The organism is Paraburkholderia bryophila (genome assembly GCF_003269035.1).
Taxonomy (GTDB): Bacteria; Pseudomonadota; Gammaproteobacteria; order Burkholderiales; family Burkholderiaceae; genus Paraburkholderia; species Paraburkholderia bryophila.
Window position 1 is genome coordinate 112,486 of record NZ_QLTK01000012.1, and the last position, 19,894, is coordinate 132,379.

17 protein-coding genes are annotated in these 19,894 nt (G+C 64.7%); 3 read left to right on the top strand and 14 right to left on the bottom strand.

Annotated elements, in window-relative coordinates; translation table 11 throughout:
- Positions 1-291 precede the first annotated feature (291 nt).
- Both BX591_RS18865 and BX591_RS18870 read left to right on the top strand, forming a co-directional pair.
- Positions 292-504 (top strand): hypothetical protein, encoded by a 213-nt coding sequence (locus BX591_RS18865; protein ID WP_074762717.1) that lies wholly within the window; start codon positions 292-294, stop codon positions 502-504.
- 153 nt (positions 505-657) lie between these two features.
- The gene (locus BX591_RS18870) at positions 658-1,686 is read left to right on the top strand and encodes a serine/threonine protein kinase (protein ID WP_111932880.1); all 1,029 of its coding nucleotides are present in this window, start codon (positions 658-660) and stop codon (positions 1,684-1,686) included.
- Positions 1,687-1,719: 33 nt separating this feature from the next.
- Here BX591_RS18870 and BX591_RS18875 read toward each other — a convergent pair whose 3' ends face one another.
- A complete protein-coding gene (locus BX591_RS18875) occupies positions 1,720-3,627 on the bottom strand; it encodes a DUF3857 domain-containing transglutaminase family protein (RefSeq protein ID WP_111932881.1) in 1,908 nt (635 codons plus the stop codon).
- 339 nt (positions 3,628-3,966) lie between these two features.
- Between BX591_RS18875 and BX591_RS18880 the strand changes: the two genes are divergently transcribed.
- Positions 3,967-4,707: a PepSY-associated TM helix domain-containing protein gene (locus BX591_RS18880; protein ID WP_111932882.1), complete on the top strand. Its 741-nt coding sequence runs from the start codon at positions 3,967-3,969 to the stop codon at positions 4,705-4,707.
- Between the two features lie 110 nt (positions 4,708-4,817).
- Here BX591_RS18880 and BX591_RS18885 read toward each other — a convergent pair whose 3' ends face one another.
- The 13 genes from BX591_RS18885 to BX591_RS18950 all read right to left on the bottom strand — a co-directional run bounded on the left by BX591_RS18885 (position 4,818) and on the right by BX591_RS18950 (position 19,846).
- Positions 4,818-5,840: an XdhC family protein gene (locus tag BX591_RS18885; protein WP_111932883.1), complete on the bottom strand. Its 1,023-nt coding sequence runs from the start codon at positions 5,838-5,840 to the stop codon at positions 4,818-4,820.
- The gene (locus tag BX591_RS18890) at positions 5,813-6,433 is read right to left on the bottom strand and encodes an SRPBCC family protein (RefSeq protein WP_111932884.1); all 621 of its coding nucleotides are present in this window, start codon (positions 6,431-6,433) and stop codon (positions 5,813-5,815) included. Before BX591_RS18890 ends, BX591_RS18885 begins: the two co-directional genes overlap by 28 nt.
- Complete coding sequence (locus tag BX591_RS18895; RefSeq protein WP_111932885.1) at positions 6,424-7,656, bottom strand: vWA domain-containing protein; 1,233 nt, start codon at positions 7,654-7,656, stop codon at positions 6,424-6,426. Before BX591_RS18895 ends, BX591_RS18890 begins: the two co-directional genes overlap by 10 nt.
- Positions 7,657-7,661: 5 nt before the next feature.
- Positions 7,662-8,549 carry an AAA family ATPase gene (locus tag BX591_RS18900; RefSeq protein ID WP_111932886.1) on the bottom strand — a complete coding sequence of 296 codons (888 nt, stop codon included), beginning with the start codon at positions 8,547-8,549 and terminating at the stop codon, positions 7,662-7,664.
- 87 nt (positions 8,550-8,636) lie between these two features.
- Complete coding sequence (locus BX591_RS18905; RefSeq protein WP_111932887.1) at positions 8,637-9,434, bottom strand: FAD binding domain-containing protein; 798 nt, start codon at positions 9,432-9,434, stop codon at positions 8,637-8,639.
- A 14-nt stretch (positions 9,435-9,448) separates the two neighbouring features.
- Positions 9,449-11,851 carry a xanthine dehydrogenase family protein molybdopterin-binding subunit gene (locus BX591_RS18910; RefSeq protein WP_111932888.1) on the bottom strand — a complete coding sequence of 801 codons (2,403 nt, stop codon included), beginning with the start codon at positions 11,849-11,851 and terminating at the stop codon, positions 9,449-9,451.
- A gap of 10 nt (positions 11,852-11,861) precedes the next feature.
- Positions 11,862-12,386, bottom strand: a complete 525-nt coding sequence (locus BX591_RS18915) for a (2Fe-2S)-binding protein (RefSeq protein ID WP_111932889.1) — start codon at positions 12,384-12,386, stop codon at positions 11,862-11,864.
- Positions 12,387-12,873: 487 nt separating this feature from the next.
- Positions 12,874-14,265 carry a branched-chain amino acid transporter BcaP gene (locus BX591_RS18920; RefSeq protein ID WP_111932890.1) on the bottom strand — a complete coding sequence of 464 codons (1,392 nt, stop codon included), beginning with the start codon at positions 14,263-14,265 and terminating at the stop codon, positions 12,874-12,876.
- A 310-nt stretch (positions 14,266-14,575) separates the two neighbouring features.
- Entirely contained in the window at positions 14,576-15,232 is a 657-nt protein-coding gene (gene rqpR, locus BX591_RS18925; protein WP_111932891.1) for a response regulator transcription factor RqpR, read from the bottom strand.
- A 10-nt stretch (positions 15,233-15,242) separates the two neighbouring features.
- Positions 15,243-16,124, bottom strand: a complete 882-nt coding sequence (locus BX591_RS18930; RefSeq protein WP_111932892.1) for a sensor histidine kinase — start codon at positions 16,122-16,124, stop codon at positions 15,243-15,245.
- Positions 16,125-16,582: 458 nt separating this feature from the next.
- Positions 16,583-17,353 carry a ferredoxin--NADP reductase gene (locus BX591_RS18935; RefSeq protein ID WP_111932893.1) on the bottom strand — a complete coding sequence of 257 codons (771 nt, stop codon included), beginning with the start codon at positions 17,351-17,353 and terminating at the stop codon, positions 16,583-16,585.
- A gap of 573 nt (positions 17,354-17,926) precedes the next feature.
- The gene (locus tag BX591_RS18945; RefSeq protein ID WP_111932894.1) at positions 17,927-18,895 is read right to left on the bottom strand and encodes an ABC transporter permease; all 969 of its coding nucleotides are present in this window, start codon (positions 18,893-18,895) and stop codon (positions 17,927-17,929) included.
- A gap of 39 nt (positions 18,896-18,934) precedes the next feature.
- A complete protein-coding gene (locus BX591_RS18950) occupies positions 18,935-19,846 on the bottom strand; it encodes an ABC transporter permease (protein ID WP_373565327.1) in 912 nt (303 codons plus the stop codon).
- Between the last annotated feature and the right edge of the window lie 48 nt (positions 19,847-19,894).

Sequence of the window (19,894 nt, forward strand, 5' to 3'; positions counted from 1 at the left end):
CGTTTTTGATATATCCCCCCAGCTGGGTTTATGATGGGCTCGTTACGACGCGTTACGCCAAGCATCATCGGTCCGGCGCGGCGTAATGGGAATAGGGCGAAACGACGGGTCAAATGCCCCGAGTTCGCGCTTTTCATGGCCCCGCAAAACGGGAACAATGACTCGAACCTCTCACGCATCAGACGCGCGAAAGATTGGGTGCGTACGCAACGTTATCGGCGTGGCGGCGTTTTTATTTACCTTGACCGGCGCGAAATCACAAAGCCGGCTATGGGAGAACGGGGAAACATCATGCAAATCGGTTCTATTGTCCGATCGGTGCATATCGCCGTGCCGCAGGGCGCGCGCGGAATCGTCATGCGCATTCTCGGCGACATGGCCATGGTGGCGTGGTATGCCGGCGAGCCCGGCACGTCGCAGCACCTGAATACCGAACCCTTTTTCCTTGAAGACCTGATCGATACGGGCGAGCAGGTGCGTCCGTCGAGTGCGCAGATTCATTGACGCCGGTTTGAGTTCGACGCGGTGGTCCGATTGCGTGTTTGCTGTCTGTAAGCCGCGCGCCCATCGCGCGGCGCACCCTACGCTCCGGCGCTCTTTACCGCATCGTGAGCCGTTGCCCTCGTCTTTGACGGCGGCGCGGCGCACAATGCGGGCATGAACGACGACACTTCCGATACCCAGGCCAGCGCGACCAGCGCTGCGCCCTTCGCCCGGCTCCAGCCGGAAATCGTGCTCGACGCGCTCGACAGCGTGCTCGCCACCGTCGGCGTACGCACCGACGGCCGCATGCTGCCGCTCAACAGTTACGAGAACCGCGTGTACCAGGTGGGCGTGGAAGACGGCCCGCCGGTGGTCGCGAAGTTCTACCGTCCCGAGCGTTGGAGCGACGCGGCCATTCTCGAAGAACACGCGTTTGTCGCCGATCTCGCCGCGCGCGAGATTCCGGCGGTGCCCGCGCGTGCATTCGAAGGCCGCACGCTGCATGGCTTCGAGGGTTTCCGCTTTTCGATCTTCGAGCGCCGCGGCGGCCGCGCGCCCGATCTCGACCGGCGCGACACGCTCGAATGGCTGGGGCGTTTCATCGGCCGTATTCACGCGGTGGGGCAGACGCAAAACTACACCGAGCGTCCCACGCTCGACATCCACACCTTCGGTTACGAGCCGCGCGATTTCCTGCTGGCTCAGCGCTTCGTGCCGGACGACGTGCGCACCGCGTGGGAAACCGTGGTGAATCTCGCGCTCGAAGGTGTGGAGCGTGCGTTCGAGCGTGCCGGTGAGATTCGTCTGCTGCGCATGCACGGCGATTGTCATCCGAGCAACGTGCTGTGGACCGACGCGGGCCCGCATTTCGTCGACTTCGACGATAGCCGCATGGGGCCGGCGATTCAGGATTTGTGGCTGCTGCTGCCGGGCGAACGCGCCGAGGCGTCGCGGGCGCTGGCGGATCTGCTCGCCGGTTACGAAGATTTCTGCGACTTCGAGCCGCGCGAACTATATCTGGTCGAAGCACTGCGCACGTTGCGCCTGATTCATTATCAGGCGTGGCTCGCGCGCCGCTGGGACGATCCGGCGTTTCCGGCGGCGTTTCCGTGGTTCAACACGCAGCGCTATTGGGAAGACCGTATTCTCGAATTGCGCGAGCAGATCGGCGCGATGCAGGAAGGGCCGCTCTGGCCGGTTTGAGCGCGTGCATCGATACATGAGACCGCAGGCGCTTCACGGCGCCTGCGACGCCACGCTCGACGATTCCACCAGCGTCGATTTGACAATCACCTCGGCGCGCACGTCGCGGCCGATCGCTTCCATCGCGGGACGCATCTGGGCGAAGTCGTCCGGCGTGCAGACGTCGCTGTCGAAATGCGTGGCGCCTTCGCGCGTCATCGTGACGACGTTGCTGAGCGGATCGAAAGTGTACTGCGACTGAAAATCGACGAAGCGGTCTTGCGTGCGTTTCGCCTCCGGCATGTCGAGCACCCGGAAATTCGCGGGCAGCTCGATACGCGCGTGTTCGTGCAACGTGAGGTTGTGGCAGACGAACGGTTGCGTGCGCTGCCGTTCGCCCAGCCAATAGCGCGTGTCCGCTTCGAAGCCACCGGCCAGACTCGTCAGCGCCGGAATCGATGCCGCCGCGCCCGGCACCACGAGACTTTCCAGCGTGCCTTTCATCGTGATCGTCAGCGGACCGTCTACCGCGTTGAGGTCGCTGGTGGTCAGCGTGGCCGTACCGCGCAGATTCACGCTACGCAACTCGGCCTGAATCGATTCCTCGCGTTGCGCGGGCGTCTGCACGCGCAACATCGCGCGGGCCTGTTCGGCGGACGCGCCGGCCGCTTCCAGCCGGTAGCTGAAGCTCGCCGAACCATCCGGTTCGACCTTCATCGAAAGGTCGCTGCTACGCGTCATCAGCGCGGTGGCGGGTGTGCTGGCCAGCACACCCTGGCCCACCAGCACGGTCGGCCGGTTCATATCCGACGAAGGCAGAAAGCCGAACTCGACATTCGACGCGGTCGAATCGGCGTATTGCTGCAATTCCGGCAGCCACGTGATGATGTGATTGATGACGCCGTAGCCCGGCACGCTCGGCAGCGTGTAGATCGAGCCGCTGCTGATCAGCGCCGGCTCGTTACGCACGCCGGCCGCGTCGAGCAACGCGCCGTATAACGCGACATGGTCCTTGCAGTCGCCGTAGCGGTTCGCGAGGATCGCGCTGGCGCTATGCGGCACCACCGCGCCGCGGCCGACGTTGATCGCCACATAGCGCACGTTGCGGCGAACCCAGTCGTACAGCGTTTTGGCTTTGTCGCGCGGTGTGTGGTCGTGAGCGGTGAGCTGTTGCGCGAGACGCGTGACGGCGGCGTCTCGCGCGCTGGGGTCCGCGGCGGACTCGCGGTAGGTCGCGGCGAACGCGGCGTAGTCGGCGAAAGTCGAGACCATCAGCCGGTCGCCATACGACACGTACGCCACCGATCCGCGCTCCAACCGGCTGAAGTGCGCCTTGTCGTAGCGATACTCGTAGCGCGTGCGACCGTCGCGCGTGACCGGCTGCAAGGCGGTGAAGCCGCGTGCGTCGGCGTAGAGCGGTTTGTCGGCGGGCAGATCGTAGATCAGACGGAAGTTGTGGGTCGGCGCGAGATCGGGCGGCGTGAAGTCGCTGAACTGGCCCGGCACGATGGGCTGCTTCTGCGTCTTGCGATAGGTGAGATGCACGCGCGCGCCCGGCTCGACCGCGGGGAACACGATCACCTTTTCCTGAATGTCCTGGAACATTGGCGCGTCGAACGAACGGGCTTCCTGCACGTCGCGGATCTGCTCGGGCTGCACGTCGTGCCGCACACCGTCGGCGGTCGTCGTGTAGGCCTCGAGAATCTGCACGTCCGCCATGTTGCGATTGAACCAGACGTATTGCTGCGCCACGCGCGCCACGCCGGCTTCGTTGTTGACGCGCAGCGTCATCGCGTCGAGCTTGGAGAAGGAGCCGTCGGCGTTCACGGTGAAGGTCTGCGTCTCGCCTTCGTTCGTATAGGGATCGTCCAGTTTCGCTGGAACGCTCGCGCTCGCCGAAGGAAAACCGGCCAGGCAGCCGGATAACGCCAAGGCGAAACAGACCACGGAAGAAGGGCGCATGGCGGGTAAGGTTCCGGCGGCAAGGTTGACGGGTTCGCCAGCTAGAGTCGGTTTGCGCCGCGTGGATGTCAAGCGGTAGCCACCCGCTGCGATTGAGGAAATGCCCTGTTTATGTAATGATAGCCATTCTCAATTGAAAGGCATCGCCAGCGTACCGTCACATTTCTCCTCCTCTGTGACTGCCAGCCAGCCAGCTTTTCAGCCGGACGCCCTGGACCGCAAGCCGGGGCGTCCGGCACCTCCTCTCGATACTCGTACTTCATCCCCTTTACTGCTGCCCTGAGCGCGCGATGTCGCCGCGCCCGGTGGCGATCAATTTGCCGTTGCTGGAGACTGGATGTGAACGCGCCCGATTCGATCGATATGAAACCTGCTGCTGCCGGCGGATCGCACTACACCGCGCGCACGCCGCAGCGAAATCATCATCTGATGGACGACGCCGAGCAGGCTGCACGGCGCCAGCGTTCGCGGCGCGCGAACTTCATCAAGTGGCTGCGCAAGGTGCACGGCTGGGTCGGTTTGTGGGGCGCGGTGCTGGGCCTGATGTTCGGCGCGACCGGCTTCCTGCTGAATCACCGAGGCGGGCCGCTGAAGGTGTCGTCGGGGGAGCCGCAGGTCGAGGAAATGCAGATTCCCGTGCCGTCAAAGCCGCTGCGCTCGCCGATGGACATGGCGAAGTGGCTGCAAGGCGAATTGAAGATCGACGGCAAGCCGGGCAAGGCCAGGCGTGAGCCGGCGCATCCGGTGGCGTGGGGCGATCGCAGCACGATGCAGCCGGAGTACTGGCAGGTCGGCATCTTCGGCACCGCGCAGAACGTGCAAGCCGAGTACTGGGTCGGCAACGGTTTCGTCGCGGTGAAACGCACCCACAATTCGTTTCTCACGACGATGAACAACCTGCATCGCGGCGTGGGTCTGAGCGTCGGTTGGGTGTTGTTGATCGATACGATTGCCGGCGGGATGATTCTGTTGTCGCTGACCGGCGTATTGCTGTGGACCGAGTTGAACAAACGCCGCATGGTGGGCGTGCTGCTGGTGGGTGGCTCGGTGATCGCCGCCGTGGTTTGCGGATTGCTGTAGTCAGGGCTTTCAGCCGGTATCGCGCAGCGGCGGCAAGACCGCCTCGCGCAACCTACGAGGCAATCGAGCGCTCAAGCTAGCAAAAGCTCAAGCTAGCACGCCATCAAACGCTACACGCTGCATGTCGCGTCGCCGGACGCCGCAATTTCCCGCGCGGCCTTCGCGCCTTCCACCTTCAGCAGCGTCGGCAAAGAGACGCCGTTCTTGGCCGCCGTCACCTCGGCAAGAATCGAGACCGCGATCTCGGGCGGCGTGCGGCTGCCGATATAAATGCCCACCGGCCCATGCAAACGGGCCAGTTCGGTATCGTTCAGATCGAATTCCTTCAGCCGTTCGCGCCGCGCCTGGTTATTGCGCCGCGAGCCCAATGCGCCGACGTAAAACGCCGGTGTCTTCAACGCTTCCATCAACGCGAGGTCGTCGAGCTTCGGGTCGTGCGTGAGCGCGATCACCGCGCAGCGCTCGTCGAGCTTCATGTCGGTCACGGTATCGTCCGGCATGGTGCGCACGATCTTCGTGCCGGGGATATCCCATTCCTCGGTGTACTCTTCGCGCGGATCGCACACCGTCACCTGATAGTCGAGCCCCACCGCGATCTGACACAGGTAGCGCGACAACTGCCCCGCGCCGATCACCAGCATCCGGTAACGCGGGCCGTGGATCGTCAGCAGACGTTCGCCGTCGAACAGCACGCCGTCCGTGGCTTGCGCCGTGCCGAGTTGCACCGCGCCGCTCGCCATGTCGAGTTCGCGCGCGACGAGCCGGCCGTCTTCCACTGCGTCGCACAGTTCGGCGATGCCGCTTTGCGGCGCCAGCGGTTCGAGCACGAGCTGGATCGTGCCGCCGCAGGGCAGGCCGAAACGATGCGCTTCTTCCGCCGTGATGCCGTATTTCACCGCTTCCGGGCGCGTCTGCTCGATACCCTTTTGCCGTACCCGATCGATCAGATCGTCTTCGATGCAGCCGCCCGAGACCGAGCCGACCACCAGCCCGTCGTCGCGCACCGCGAGCATCGCGCCCTCGGGGCGAGGCGACGAGCCCCACGTCTTCACCACCGTCACCAGTAGCGCGCGATGTCCCTCTGCCAGCCAACGTGCGCTGGATTTCAGGACTTCGAGATCCACGCTGTCCATGATTTCTTCCTTTTCGTTGCGTCGCCGGCGGACTCGCCGTCCGCGGGCTCATTCAATGCCGTATTGTCCCGCGCCGTGGGATCGGACGCGGGCTCGGCGCCTTCCGGAGACGCCGCGTCAATGCCGTCAGCGCTGTCGCCACTCTCGCCACTCACCAACGCGCCGAAGCGCTTGAAGAATTCGCCCGCGATTTTACGCGCCGCGCCATCCACCAGTCTGGAACCGATCTGCGCGAGCTTGCCGCCCACTTGCGCGCTCGCCGTGTAGGACAACCGCGTTGCGTCGGCTGCGTCGTCGTCGGCTTCGAGCGTGACGCGCGCATTGCCCTTGGCGAAACCCGCGGCGCCGCCCTGGCCTTCGAACACGATGCTGTAGCCGTTCGGCGCGTCGATGTCGGTCAGTTGCATGCGCCCCTTGAAACGCGCCTTGACGGGGCCGACTGCCGCGCTCAGCGCGACCAGATAGGCATTCTCGCCGTCCGGATCGATGCTTTCGCAGCCTGGAATGCAGGCGCGCAAAATTTCCGTGTCGTTCAACGCGTCCCACGTTCGTTGCTGCGAAACCGGTAGCGTGTGGGTGTCGGTCAGTTCCATGACGTCGCTCCTGCGGTGGTCCTGGCGGCGACGGCGGGACGCGGCGCGCGCGTGAGCTGCGCGAGGTCGTGGCCGAACGCGGTCAGGCTGTCGAGATTATGAACCGGACGATGCGCGTCGACATACGGCAGGATCGCCTGCACGCCGCGCGCTTTCGGGGCAAAGCCGCTGAAACGCAGCAGCGGATTGAGCCAGACGATCCGGTGCGCGAAGCGGTGCAGGCGCGCCATCTCGGCGTCGAGCACGTCGATCGCTTCGTGATCGAGCCCGTCCGTCACGAGCAGCACCGTGGCCCGGCCGGTCAGCACGCGCCGCGCCCAACGGCGGTTGAATTCCGCGAGCGCCGCGCCGATCCGCGTGCCGCCCGACCAGTCGACCACCTGATCGGTGAGCGCGGCGATCGCGACGTCGGGGTCGCGCTCGCGCAATGCGCGCGTCGCGTTGGTGAGTCGTGTGCCGAACAGAAACACTTGCAGCCGTTCGCGCGACTGCAACAGCGCGTGGCAGAAATACAGCACCGCGCGCGAATAGCTGCTCATCGAACCGGAGATGTCGAGCAGCAACACGAGCGGCGGTTTGCGCTCGACCACCGCGCGATACTTCCACACGGTCCAGTCGCCGCCGGCGCGCACGGCGTGTCGCGCGCTCGCGCGCAAGTCCGCCTGCGTACCGTGCGAAGCGGCCTTCAGGCGGCGCGTCGGCTCGGTGGCGAGCGGCAGGCGCTGGCTGCGGATCAGGTGACGCAAGGTGCGCCATTCATCGGCGGTGAGGGTGTCGAAATCGCGGTGACGCAGCCGTTCTTCCGCGCTGAAGGTCGCGTGCGCGCGCAGTTCGTGCTGCTCGGTTTCCTGCGGGGTCTTGCGATGCGGCGAGGGCGGCGCGCGTACGGCGAGTGCGTCGGCGAGACGGTTATTGCGCTTCGGTGGCGGCAGGCCGTCGCGTACCTTCGGCAGCAGCAGCGCGCGCAGTTTTCCTTCCCAGTCGGGATCGCGCCAGAACAGGTCGAAGGCGGCGTTGAACAGCTCGCGCTCGTCCGGCGCGGAGACCAGCGACGCGGCCAGCGCGGCGCGCACGTCGTCGCGGCGGCCGAGATCGATCCAGTGCAGCGCGGCGAGCGCGTCGACGGCGTGCGCCGGCGACATCGGCAAGCCCGCGCCGCGCAACACGCGCACGAAATGGACGACGTTGCGGGCGAGGATGGGCGTATCGACGGGCGTCGTCATGCTGACTATCCCGGCGCGGCGAGACACTGGGCGATTTGCGCGGCATCGATGCGCGCCAGATCGTCCTGATACTTCAGCAGCACGCCCAAGGTGTTCTGCACCGACTGCGGATCGAGTTCCGTCACCGACAGCGCTTCCAACGCGCGGCACCAGTCGATCGTCTCGGCAATCCCCGGCGCCTTGAACAGATCCATACCGCGCAGCCGATGCACGAAATCGACCGCGCGCCGCTGCAATTCCGCCGAGGTTTGCGGCGCCCGCGCGGCGACGATCTCCAGCTCGCGATCGCGCTCCGGGTAGCCGATCCACTGGTACAGGCAACGCCGCTTCAGCGCGTCGTGCACTTCGCGCGTGCGGTTCGAGGTCATCACCACCAGCGGCGGCTGCGCCGCGCGCACCGTGCCGTATTCGGGAATCGATACCTGAAAATCCGACAGCAGTTCCAGCAGGAACGCCTCGAACGGTTCGTCGGCGCGATCGATCTCGTCGATCAGCAGCACCCGCCGCGCGCCCGGATGATGCTCGTCGGGCATCAGCGCTTGCAGCAGCGGACGCTTCAGCAGGAATTCGCCGCGATACAGCGTGTCGTTGTCGGGTCGTTCGCCGGCGGCTTCGGCCAGACGCAGGGCCATGATCTGACGCGGGTAGTCCCACTCGTATAGCGCGCTTGCCGTGTCGAGCCCTTCATAGCATTGCAGCCGCAGCATCGTCGTACCGAGTATGCCGGCAGCGGCTTTGGCGAGTTCGGTCTTGCCGACGCCCGGCTCGCCTTCGACGAACAACGGCCGCTCCATCCGCAGCGCAAGGTACAACGCGGTCGCGAGTTCGCGGCTGGCGAAATAGCGTTGGCTCGCGAGTTGCGCGAGGGTGTCGTCGATTGAAGCGGGCTGCATGGTGGTCCTGAATTGAGCGAACGGATGGGCGGCCGACGTTGGTGTGCAGGAGCACGCTGTTGCGTCAGCCGCCCACGGCGATGGTCGCTAACCGATCGCCTTCGTCACCGCGCGCGCGGCCAGCACCGGAATCAGATGCGCGCGGTAGTCGGCGCTCGCGTGCATGTCGGTGTTCAGATCGGCGGCCGACACCGTCACCGCGCGAGCCGCCTCGGGCGTGAAATTGGCAGACAACGCGCTTTCCAGCTCCGGCACGCGAAACACCGACGCCGCTGCACCCGTCACCGCGACCCGCACGCCGCTCGCGAACTTCGCGACGAACACGCCGACCAGCGCGAAGTGCGACGCCGGATTGCGGAATTTCTCGTAGGCGGCGCACTCGGGGACCGGAAACTCGACGGCGACGATCAGCTCGTCCGGCGCGAGCGCGGTCTCATACATGCCGACGAAAAAATCGCGCGCGGCGATGCGCCGCCGCTCGGTGACGATAGTCGCGTCCAAGGCCATCGCGGCGGCCGGGTAGCACGCGGCGGGGTCGTTGTTCGCGAGCGATCCGCCGAGCGTGCCGAGCGCGCGCACCTGCCGGTCGCCGATATGCGCGGCAAGCTCCGCGAGTCCCGGCGATACGCGCCGTAGCTCCGGGTGATCCGCGACGTCGGCGTGACAGACGGCTGCGCCGATCGTGACCTTTTGCGCGTCGACGCTGATCGATTTCAGCGCGGGAATGCGCGTCACGTCGATCAATTGCGACGGCTGCGCGAGACGCAGGCGCATGGTGGGCAACAGGCTCTGACCGCCGGCCAGGAACTTCGCGTTGCCGTCGGCGGCGAGGGCGGCGACGGCCGCGTTGGGATCCGTCGCGCGTTGATACTCGAATGAATACATGTCGAATGCTCCGCTCAGGATTTCAATGGGGTGGCCTGGCTGCGTGAACCCGCTGCGTGAATCGCGGACCACACGCGATGCGGTGTCGCCGGCATTTGCAGGTCGGTCACACCAAGCGGCGCGAGCGCGTCGAGAATCGCGTTGATCACGGCCGGCGGCGAGCCGATCGCGCCCGCTTCACCGCAACCTTTGACGCCGAGCGGATTGTGCGTACACGGCGTGCCCTTGGCGGTTTCGACGGTGAAGTCCGGCAGATCGGACGCATGCGGCATGGCGTAATCCATGTACGAGCCGGACAGCAACTGGCCGCTCTCGTTGTCGTACACGCAGCGCTCCAGCATCGCCTGGCCGATGCCTTGCGCGAGCCCGCCATGCACCTGGCCCGTGACGATCATCGGATTGATCACGTTGCCGAAATCGTCCACGGCGGTGAATTGCTGAATCCGGCACACGCCCGTGTCCGGATCGACCTCGATCTCGCAGATGTACGCGCCGGCCGGATAGGTGAAGTTGGTCGGATCGTAGAACGCGCTCTCTTCGAGGCCGGGTTCGAGCACGTCGAGCGGATAGTTGTGCGGCACATAGGCCGCCAGCGAAATCTCGGCGAAGGCCTTGGTGCGATCGGTGCCCGCGACGCGGAACACGCCGTCCTTGAACTCGATGTCTTCCACCGCCGCTTCGAGCAGATGCGCGGCGATTTTCTTCGCCTTGCTCTCGACCTTGTCGAGTGCCTTCATGATCGCCGAGCCGCCCACCGCGATCGAGCGCGAGCCATACGTGCCCATGCCGAACGGAATCCGGCCGGTGTCGCCGTGAACGATCTCGACGCTTTCCAGCGCAATGCCGAGCCGGTCCGCGACGACTTGCGCGAAGGTCGTTTCGTGCCCCTGGCCGTGACTATGCGAGCCGGTGAAGACGGTGACCGAACCAGTCGGATGCACGCGAATCTGCCCGACTTCGAACAGACCTGCCCGCGCGCCCAAAGCGCCCGCGATGTTCGACGGCGCGAGACCGCAGGCCTCGATGTAGCACGAGTAGCCGAGACCGCGCAGCTTGCCGTTCTGCTCGGATTGCTGCTTGCGAGCGGCGAAACCTTTGACGTCCGCGAGTTCGAGCGCGCGCGCGAGCAGGGTGTCGTAGTCGCCGGTGTCGTAGGTGAGGCCGACCGGCGTGGCGTACGGAAACTGACGGATGAAGTTGCGGCGACGGATTTCCGCCGGGTCGAGCTTCATGTCGCGCGCGGCGGTTTCGACCAGACGCTCCACCACGTAGGTCGCCTCGGGCCGGCCGGCGCCGCGATAGGCATCCACCGGAACCGTATTGGTGAAGACCGCTTTGACCTCCGCGTAGATCGCGGGCGTCGCGTACTGGCCGGCGAGTAGCGTCGCGTACAGGATGGTCGGCACGCTCGACGCGAACGTCGACAGATACGCGCCCATGTTGGCGGTCGTGTGGATGCGCATGGCGAGGAACCTGCCGTCGGCGTCCATCGCGAGTTCGGCGTGGGTGACGTGGTCGCGGCCATGCGCGTCGGAGACGAACGCTTCCGAGCGCTCGGCGGTCCACTTCACCGGACGGCGGATTTTCTTCGATGCCCACGTCAGCGCGACGTCTTCGGCGTACAGGAAAATCTTCGAGCCGAAGCCGCCGCCCACGTCCGGCGCGATCACGCGCAGTTTCGATTCCGGCAGCGACAGGACGAACGCCGCCATCAGCAAACGCTCCACGTGCGGGTTCTGATTCGCGACGTACAGCGTATAGCTGTCGTCCTGCACGGAATAGCTTGCGTTGACCGCGCGCGGTTCGATCGCGTTCGGGATCAGGCGGTTATTGACGATGTCGAGGGTGGTGACGTGCGTGGCTTTGGCGAACGCGGCGTCGGTCGCGGCTTTGTCGCCGTGGCCCCAGTTGTAGCAGACGTTGTCAGGCACCTCGTCGTGGACGGCGGGCTGGCCCGGGTCGGATGCGTGCGCGGTGTCGACCACGGCGGGCAGCACGTCGTAATCGACTTCGATCAGTTCGGCGGCGTCTTTCGCGGCCTTGATCGAGTCGGCAATCACCAGCGCGACCTGATCGCCGACGTGCCGCACTTTCGTATGCGCGATGATCGGATGCGGCGGCTCGTTCATCGGCTTGCCGTCGGTGCTGTGGATCAGCCAGCCGCACGGCAGGCCGCCGACGTTGTCCGCCGCCATGTCCGCGCCGGTGAAGATCGCGATCACGCCGGGCGATTGCCGGGCCGCGGTGGTGTCGATGTGGTTGAGCTTGGCGTGTGCGTGCGGCGAGCGCAGGAACACGGCGTAGGTTTGCTGCGGCAGGACGATGTCGTCGGTGTACTGACCGTTGCCGGTGAGGAAACGGTAGTCTTCCTTACGTTCGACCGATGCGCCGATCAGATGGGTGTCGGGTGCGTTCATCGTCGGCTCCTCAGGCGGTGGCCGGCGCGGTGGCCGCTGAGTTGGCGGCTGCGTTCGCCGAGCCGGCGGACTTCATGCCCGCGGCGCCTTCGAGCACCGCTTTGACGATGTTGTGATACCCCGTACAGCGGCACAGATTACCGTCGAGCTGGGCGCGGACGTCGTCGCCGGTAAGTTCGGGCTGGCGTTCGACCAGCGACACCGCGCTCATCACCATGCCGGGAGTACAGAAGCCGCACTGCAGGCCGTGGCAGTGTTTGAAGGCGGCTTGCATCGGGTGCAGGGCGCCGTTCTGGGCGAGCCCTTCGATAGTCGTGACGGTCGCGCCGTCGGCCTGTACCGCGAGAATGTTGCAGGATTTGATCGCGTGGCCGTTCAGGTGAACTGTGCAGGCGCCGCATTGGGCGGTGTCGCAGCCGACGTGGGTGCCGGTCAGGCGCATTTGTTCGCGCAGGAACTGGACAAGCAGGGTGCCGGGGTCGATTGAGGCGCTAATTGCGGCGCCGTTCACTGTCAGACTGATGCTGATCGTCATGAATTTGTCTCCTGATGGGGTGAGAGACCGGACCGTTTTCTTGCGTGTGTCGATGTCTTCCTGCTGTCGTGCTGGAGGTCCGCGTGGCTACTGTTTTTATTGGGATGCCGAAAAGTAAAGCACAAATCAGACGGGGGCGCTATGAGGGGAAATTTTGTGCAGGGCACGAAAGAGCGAAATGCCCATGCCCCGGCGGCAGGCCACGAAACCGGCCAACGATTCAAAGAGCGACCGCAACGGCGCGCGAAGCGCCGCCGGAAGCATGACTGCTGTGTCACTGAGGCGGAATGTGCGAGAACACCGATTCCAGATGCGCCACTAACGTGGCTGTGCGAGGCGCCCGCTTGTGGGCTGGCGGTGTGAAGCGGCTTTCTCTGCTTTCTTTGCGGCCGCAAAGAGAGTAAGTGCCTGCCCCGCACAGGGGCGACGCTAATAGACCGCTAACAACACAAGGAAAGGCCAACAACCAGAACGACTAAAAAAACCGCTATTTAGCCAGCTTGGAATGCCGCCGGGAGTACCCCAAATAAACAGCCATCCCAATCAAAAGCCAAACAACAAAAGCGATCCAGGTAACAGCCTGAAGATTGACCATAAGAAAAAGACAAGAGGCCACAGCCAGCACAGGCACAACAGGCACACCCGGACACCGAAACGCCCGCGGCAGTTCAGGATGCGTTTTCCGCAAAACCAGAACCGCAATCGACACCATCGAAAACGCGGCCAACGTGCCGATATTGATCAGCTCAGCCAACACATTCAGCGGCACCAACGCCCCGATCAACCCAAAGAAAATCCCCACGAGCCATGTCGTGAAAAACGGCGTGGCAAAGCGCGGATGCACTTTGGACAAACGCGCCGGCAACAGTCCGTCCCGCGACATCGCGAAAATCACCCGCGTCTGCCCATAAGCCATCACCAGAATCACGGTCAGCATGCCGAGCACGGCGCCGAGGTCGATAAACCCAGCCACCCACTTTTGCCCAGCCACCTGCAACGCATACGACACCGGGTGCGAAATATTCGCGAACTGCGCCGACGGCACGATCCCCGTCACGACCGCTGCTACTGCCACGTACAACACCGCGCAGACGCCCAGCGAAGCAATAATCCCGACCGGCAGATCGCGCGCCGGATTCTTCACCTCTTCCGCCGCGGACGACACCGAATCGAACCCGATAAACGCAAAGAACATCACCGCAGCCGCACCGAACACCCCGTTCCAGCCGTTCGGCATGAACGGATGCCAGTTAGCCGGCGTCACGTGGAACACGCCCACGCCGATCACCAGCAACACCACGGTGACCTTGATCGCAACCATGACGTTATTGATCCGCGCGGATTCGCGAATGCCGACCGACAACAGCGCGGTGATCACCATCATGACGAGAAACGCGGGCAGATTGAACAGCGTGTCATGCCCCGGCAATGCGCCCGGCGCGGCCGTCAGGGCCGTGGGCAACGACACGCCGAAGCCCGCCAGCAGCGACTGCAGATACCCCGACCAGCCCACCGACACAGCCGACGTTGCCAGCCCATATTCCAGCATCAAATCCCAGCCGATGATCCACGCGGCCAACTCGCCGAGCGTTGCATACGAATACGAGTAGATGGATCCCGCCACCGGAATCGTGGACGCGAACTCGGCATAGGCGAGCGCGGCGAAACCGCAGGCAACTGCCGCGATCAGGAACGAGACCATCAGCGCCGGGCCGGCCTGAACGGCGCCCGTGCCGGTCAGCACGAAAATGCCGGTGCCGATAATGGCGCCGACACCGAGGAAAGTCAGATCGAGCGCGCCGAGCGCTTTCTTAAGGCCGGCGTTCTGAGCGCTTGCAGCGATCATCTGCTCGACGCTCTTCTTGCGGAACAAGGACATTGGCGGGGGTCTCCAGTAGTGCACGCGTTGCTGCGCGCCGAATGTCGGGGAAACCCTCGATTTTAGCGGAAGCACGCCGCTGCACCATTTTGGAACGTGGTTTTTAGGGCACGGCGAGCAGGCGAAAAATCCCCTTCGCATACCATTTACGCGACACGTCCATTCGTCATGCGATCTATCGCGGAAAAGGCTTTCGCACAATGCCGGGCAAGTGGGAGGGAATCGCTCTCATACCGGCTCGCCACGCCGAACGGCACGCTATTCAGCGTGCGCAGAGCCGGGCGGGAAAAGGCGGGGAGAAAAAGGCGCTTCAGCCGGCCATCGCCGGATTGAGATCGACGAGCCGGTTGCTCATCACGTAGAAGGTCAGCTCGGCGTTATTGCGCAGCTTCATTTTCTCGAGCAGGCGCGTGCGGTACACGCTGACCGTCTTCACCGACAGCGACAGCGCGGCGGCGATATCGGTTAGCCGTTTGCCCGAGGCGAGCATGCACAGCGTCTGGTATTCGCGATCCGAGAGCTTTTCGTGCGGCAATTGTTCGCCGTCGAAGGAGACGTAGTCGGCCAGCGCTTCGGCCATCGCCGGGCTCACGTATTTGCGGCCGGCGGCGACCTGCTGGATCGCGCCGATCATCTGCGCGGCATCGACGGTTTTCGACAGATAACCTGCCGCACCGGCTTTCAGCGCGCGCACGGCGTACTGGTCCTCGCGGTACATCGAGAACATCAGCACGGCCACGCGCGGCACCTTGCGTTTCAGGCGCTTGAGCACTTCGACGCCGTTCATGTCGGGCAGCGAGATGTCGAGCAGCACCACGTCGTAACTGTGCTGGACGACGGCGTCGAGCGCTTCGGCGCCGGTTTGCGCCTCGGTAACCTCGCGCGCCACGCCGCGGTCGAGCAGCAATTGACGCACGCCCTGGCGGACCACGGCGTGGTCGTCGGCGAGCAGGATGCGCAGACTCATGTCGGCAGGCTCACGATTGCAAGGCGCGCCGCTCGGCGCACGGTGCGTCGGCCAGCATCGCGTCCCACGCGAAGCGCGCCCGCAGCAGCGTGCCGCGCGACGCGTCGGCGGCGTCGCCACGCTTCGCGGCAATCCGCCTGGCGCTCACGCGCAGCGTGCCGTCGAACGCGGCGCAGCGCGCCTGCATGCCGCTCAGGCCGAAATGGCCGCGACGGCTGCGGGCTTTGCGCGTCAAGCCGATACCGTCGTCGGCGACGATCAGCGTGAGATGACGCCGGCTGGTTTCGATCCGCACGTCCGCCGATTCGGCACGGGCGTGCTTGGCAATGTTGTTCAGCGCTTCCTGTGCGACGCGGAACACGGCCAGCGCGGCGTCGGCCGGCAGGCGGGTGAGGCGCACGTCGGCGGCGCAGACGAAGCTCGTGCGCAATTGCGTGCGCGCGGCGAAGTCGCCTGTCCAATGGGCCAGTGCGCCGACAATGCCGCTTTCCAACGACGGCGCATGTAACTCCGCGACGGCCTGGCGGCTGGCGGCGCACACGGCGTCGAGCGAACGATTCGCGACGGCGAGCGCGGCCGCGCATTGCGGCGGCGCATCGGCGGGCAGCCAGGTTTCGACGCCCGCGAGCGCAAAGCGCGTCGCGGTCAGCTCGGCGCCCACGCCGTCGTGCAACTCGCGCGCCACGTGCCGGCAGGCCGCCTCCTGCGCCTGCACGAGTTCCGCCGACAGTTCGCGGACCCTGGCCCGCAGTTGGGCGAGCTCACGTTCGGCAGCAGACGCCAGCGCAACGCTGTCAATGGCAACGGCGGCCTTACCGGACGTGTCGAAGCCGTCGCGAGCGGGCGACAAGGGAAGATGCGCGGTAAAAGGGACGACAGTCGACGTATCCATGACTTTCCCTCTCAGGAAGCGGTGTGGACAGCGAAGCGGATGCGCATCCAGGGCGCGAAGACGAAAGAACGCATGCGGGTCTCTAGCCTCCAGGGATGAACCGTGACGCGCAGCGCGCGACGGACAATTTGCTACGGTGCGACGTAACGAAATTTACATTCAGTAACATGAACTGCGGATTTCGGAAGGAGTTAGCTATTCGTCTGATCACGCGCGGCGATCATATCTCAAAAGTAGAAAAAATGCAGTCCCACCAAGGGTTAGCGCCTACATTTCACGCAATGGTTGATGTATTGCAACATGACAAAGCGGCCAATTTTGTAGGAATAATACCGACGCCAAATGTCAAAACGGCGGCGTCATTTTGTAACCGGCAACAAAAAAGGAGCCCGGAGGCTCCTTTTTTGCTCGATCGCGCGGCGTTGCGCCGCATGATCGGGGCGTGCGAGACGCGCCGTTTAACCGACGAACGCCTTTTCGACCACGTAGTGACCCGGCGCGTTGTTGCTGCCCTCCTCGAAACCGAGGTCGTCCAGCAGCTTGCGCGTGTCGCGCAGCATGTGCGGGCTGCCGCACAGCATGACGCGGTCGTTTTCGAGCGAGAAGCCCGGTACGCCGAGGTCGGCGAACAGCTTTTCGGTTTCGATCAATTCGGTGATGCGGCCGCGGTTCTGGAACGCCTCGCGCGTGACCGTGGGGTAATACAGCAGCTTTTCCTGCACCAGCTCGCCGAGGTGTTCATGCGCCGGCAGGTGGTCGGTGATGTATTCCTTGTACGCCAGTTCGTCGACGAAGCGGCAGGTGTGCGTCAGCACGACGCGCTCGTAGCGGTCGTAAATGTCCGGATCCTTGATGATCGACATGAACGGCGCGAGGCCCGTGCCGGTGGATAGCAGCCACAGCGTCTTGCCCGGCAGCAGGTTGTCGGCCATCAGCGTGCCGACTGGTTTCTTGCCGATCAGGACTTCGTCGCCAACCTTCAGATGCTGCAGACGCGACGTGAGCGGGCCGTCCTGCACCTTGATGCTCAGGAATTCGAGGTGCTCTTCGTAGTTCGCGCTCGCCAGGCTGTAGGCGCGAATCAGCGGCTTGCCGTCGACTTCGAGGCCCACCATCGTGAACTGGCCGTTCTCGAAGCGGAACGAAGGATCGCGCGTGCAGGTGAAGCTGAAAAGCGTATCGGTCCAGTGATGGACGCTCAGGACGGTCTGTGTGTTCAGGTTGCTCATGGCTTCTTGGATAGTGCGAAAAAGGCGGCCAGTCGTTGGAGCCGGCCGGCACGGCAAGGGCGATGCTGCGTTCACCCGGAGTCGGGAATCACGCGCAATCCGCTATTTTACCGCGCCGGATGCCCGAGGGCGGCGACGCGGCGGTTGAGCGTGGTGAAGCGGGTACCGGACCAGGAAGCGGCGGCGCCGGCCGTTGATACAGTCGGGCGCCGCGAAGTACGTTGGCGTGGCTGCCGCCGCGCTTCAGCAAGGGAACGGCGATGGGCGAACGCCGCGCAGGGCGGCTGCCATCGGCTGTCCGGCATGCGCCGGATAGGCGCGCCGCGCGGGCAACTTGTTCGCGATGATACCGAAAGCCGCCGGGCGCTGCAGCATTGACCCTGCTGATAAAACTGGCAAAAGCGCGGACGCGTCCGGGCGCGACGGATAGCCGCGACAGGGTTGGCGCGAGCGCGGAGGTCTTTCGTTAATAAGATCGAGACCGGGTCTTATTGGTACACAGGCCTAGCCTGAAAACCGTATTGGACGGTCAGAAGCCAAGCTTGATAGCGCTAAGCGCGTTTCAGCGATTGATCACGCCGGCGCCGTCACGCGCTTCTTTCCGCGCTGCTTCAACACCCGCGCCTGCAGCACGATCACCAGCAGCAGAAACACGCCGCGAATCACCGACTGCCAGTACGCCGACAAGCTGATGAACCCCAGCCCGTTCTCGAAGTTCAGCAGATTGAACACGAGACCGAGCAGCAGCACGCCGGCAATCGTCATCGCGATCGAGCCTTCGCCGCCGCTCAGCAAGGTGCCGCCGAGCACGACTGCCGAAATCGCGAACAGCTCCCAGCCGACGCCTTCGTTCGGCTGTCCCGCGCCGAACTGCGCGGCGAGGATCACGCCGGCCATACCGGCCAGCAAGCCGCTCACCGCATAGGCCATCACCAGCGTGCGGTCGACGTTCAGGCCCATCAGCCGCGCCGCTTCCTCGCTGCCGCCGACGGCGAGCGAATGCCGTCCGAAGCGCGTGCTGCGCAGCGCCAGCCAGCCCGCCAGCGCGGCCGCCGCCGCGACGAGCCCCGGAATCGGCAGCCCGAACAGGTCGCCCTGACCGAAGTTGCCGAAGTTGCCGAAGTTCGAATCGGCGGCGATCGACACTGCGTCGTTCTTGCCGAGCAGCAGCGCGACGCCGTGGGCGCCGAGACTGGTCGCGAGCGTGACGATAAACGGCAGGATTTTCAGGCGCGTGATGATCAGACCGTTCAGCACGCCGACCACGAGTCCGGCGGCGCATCCCGCCAGCACGGCGACCCAACTGCCGTACACGCTGGTGAGCGCGGCAACCACGCTCGCCAGCGCCGCCACCGTGCCGACCGACAGATCGATGCCGCCAGTGATGATGACGAACGCCATGCCGACCGAGATCAGCGCGAACATCGAGTTGTAGCGCCAGAAAGACGTGATGTTGTACGCCGAGCCGAAATGGTCGTAGCGCACCAGGCCGAATACGACGAGCGCGGCCAGCGCGAGCAGGATAGGGAGATTCTTTTTCATCGCATCGAGTCCGGGAGTGTCCTTGCCTTGTCCTGCGATTCAGCGCGAACGCCGCTGCACATACACCGCCGCGACGATGATGCCGGCCTTCACCACCAGCGCCGCCGCATCGGGAATGCCATGCGCGAGCAGCGTGTAGCGCAGCAACTGGATGATCAGCGCGCCGATCAGCGTGCCGCCGATATACGCCTTGCCGCCCGTCAATGCCGTACCGCCGACGGCCACCGCCGCGATCGCATCGAGTTCGACCCCGAGCCCGACCACGTTCGCATCGGAAGACGAATTCACCGAGATCGAGATCAGCCCTGCCAGACCGGCGAGCGCCGCGCACAGCGTGTAGGCGATCAGCTTGACCGTGGCAGTCGGCACGCCGCACAGATACGCGGCCTTTTCGTTGCCGCCGGTGATCAGCAGATACTGGCCGAACAGCGTTTTACGCACGACCCACACGAACACGGCGACCAGCGCCAGCATCAGCAGCACCTGGAACGGCACACCGGCCACCTTGCCGAGCGCGATCCACTGGAATGCGGGGGTGTTGAACGCTTGCAGGCTGCCGTCCGTGACGACCTGCGCGATGCCGCGTCCGGCGATGAACAGCACCAGCGTCGCGACAATCGGCTGCACCGCGAGCCGCGTCACCAGCCAGCCGTTGAACACGCCGCACAACGCCGCGGCCAGCACCGGCAGCACGAACGCGAGCGCGATGCCGGCGGGTCCCGCGATGTTCAGGAACAGCATCGGCGCGAGCGCGCCGGAAATCGCCATCGACGCGCCCACCGACAGGTCGATGCCGCCCGTCGCCACCACCAGCGTCATGCCGATGCCGACAATCACGATCGTCACGACCTGGGTCATGTTGACGTTGAAGGTTTGCAGCGACCAGAAGTGCGGCGTGAAGATCAGATTGAACAGCACCATGGCGAGCAGCACGATCACTTCGCGCTGCATCGCGAGGCGGCGCCATTTCTGCACGGTGCTGGCCGATTTGACGCGCGG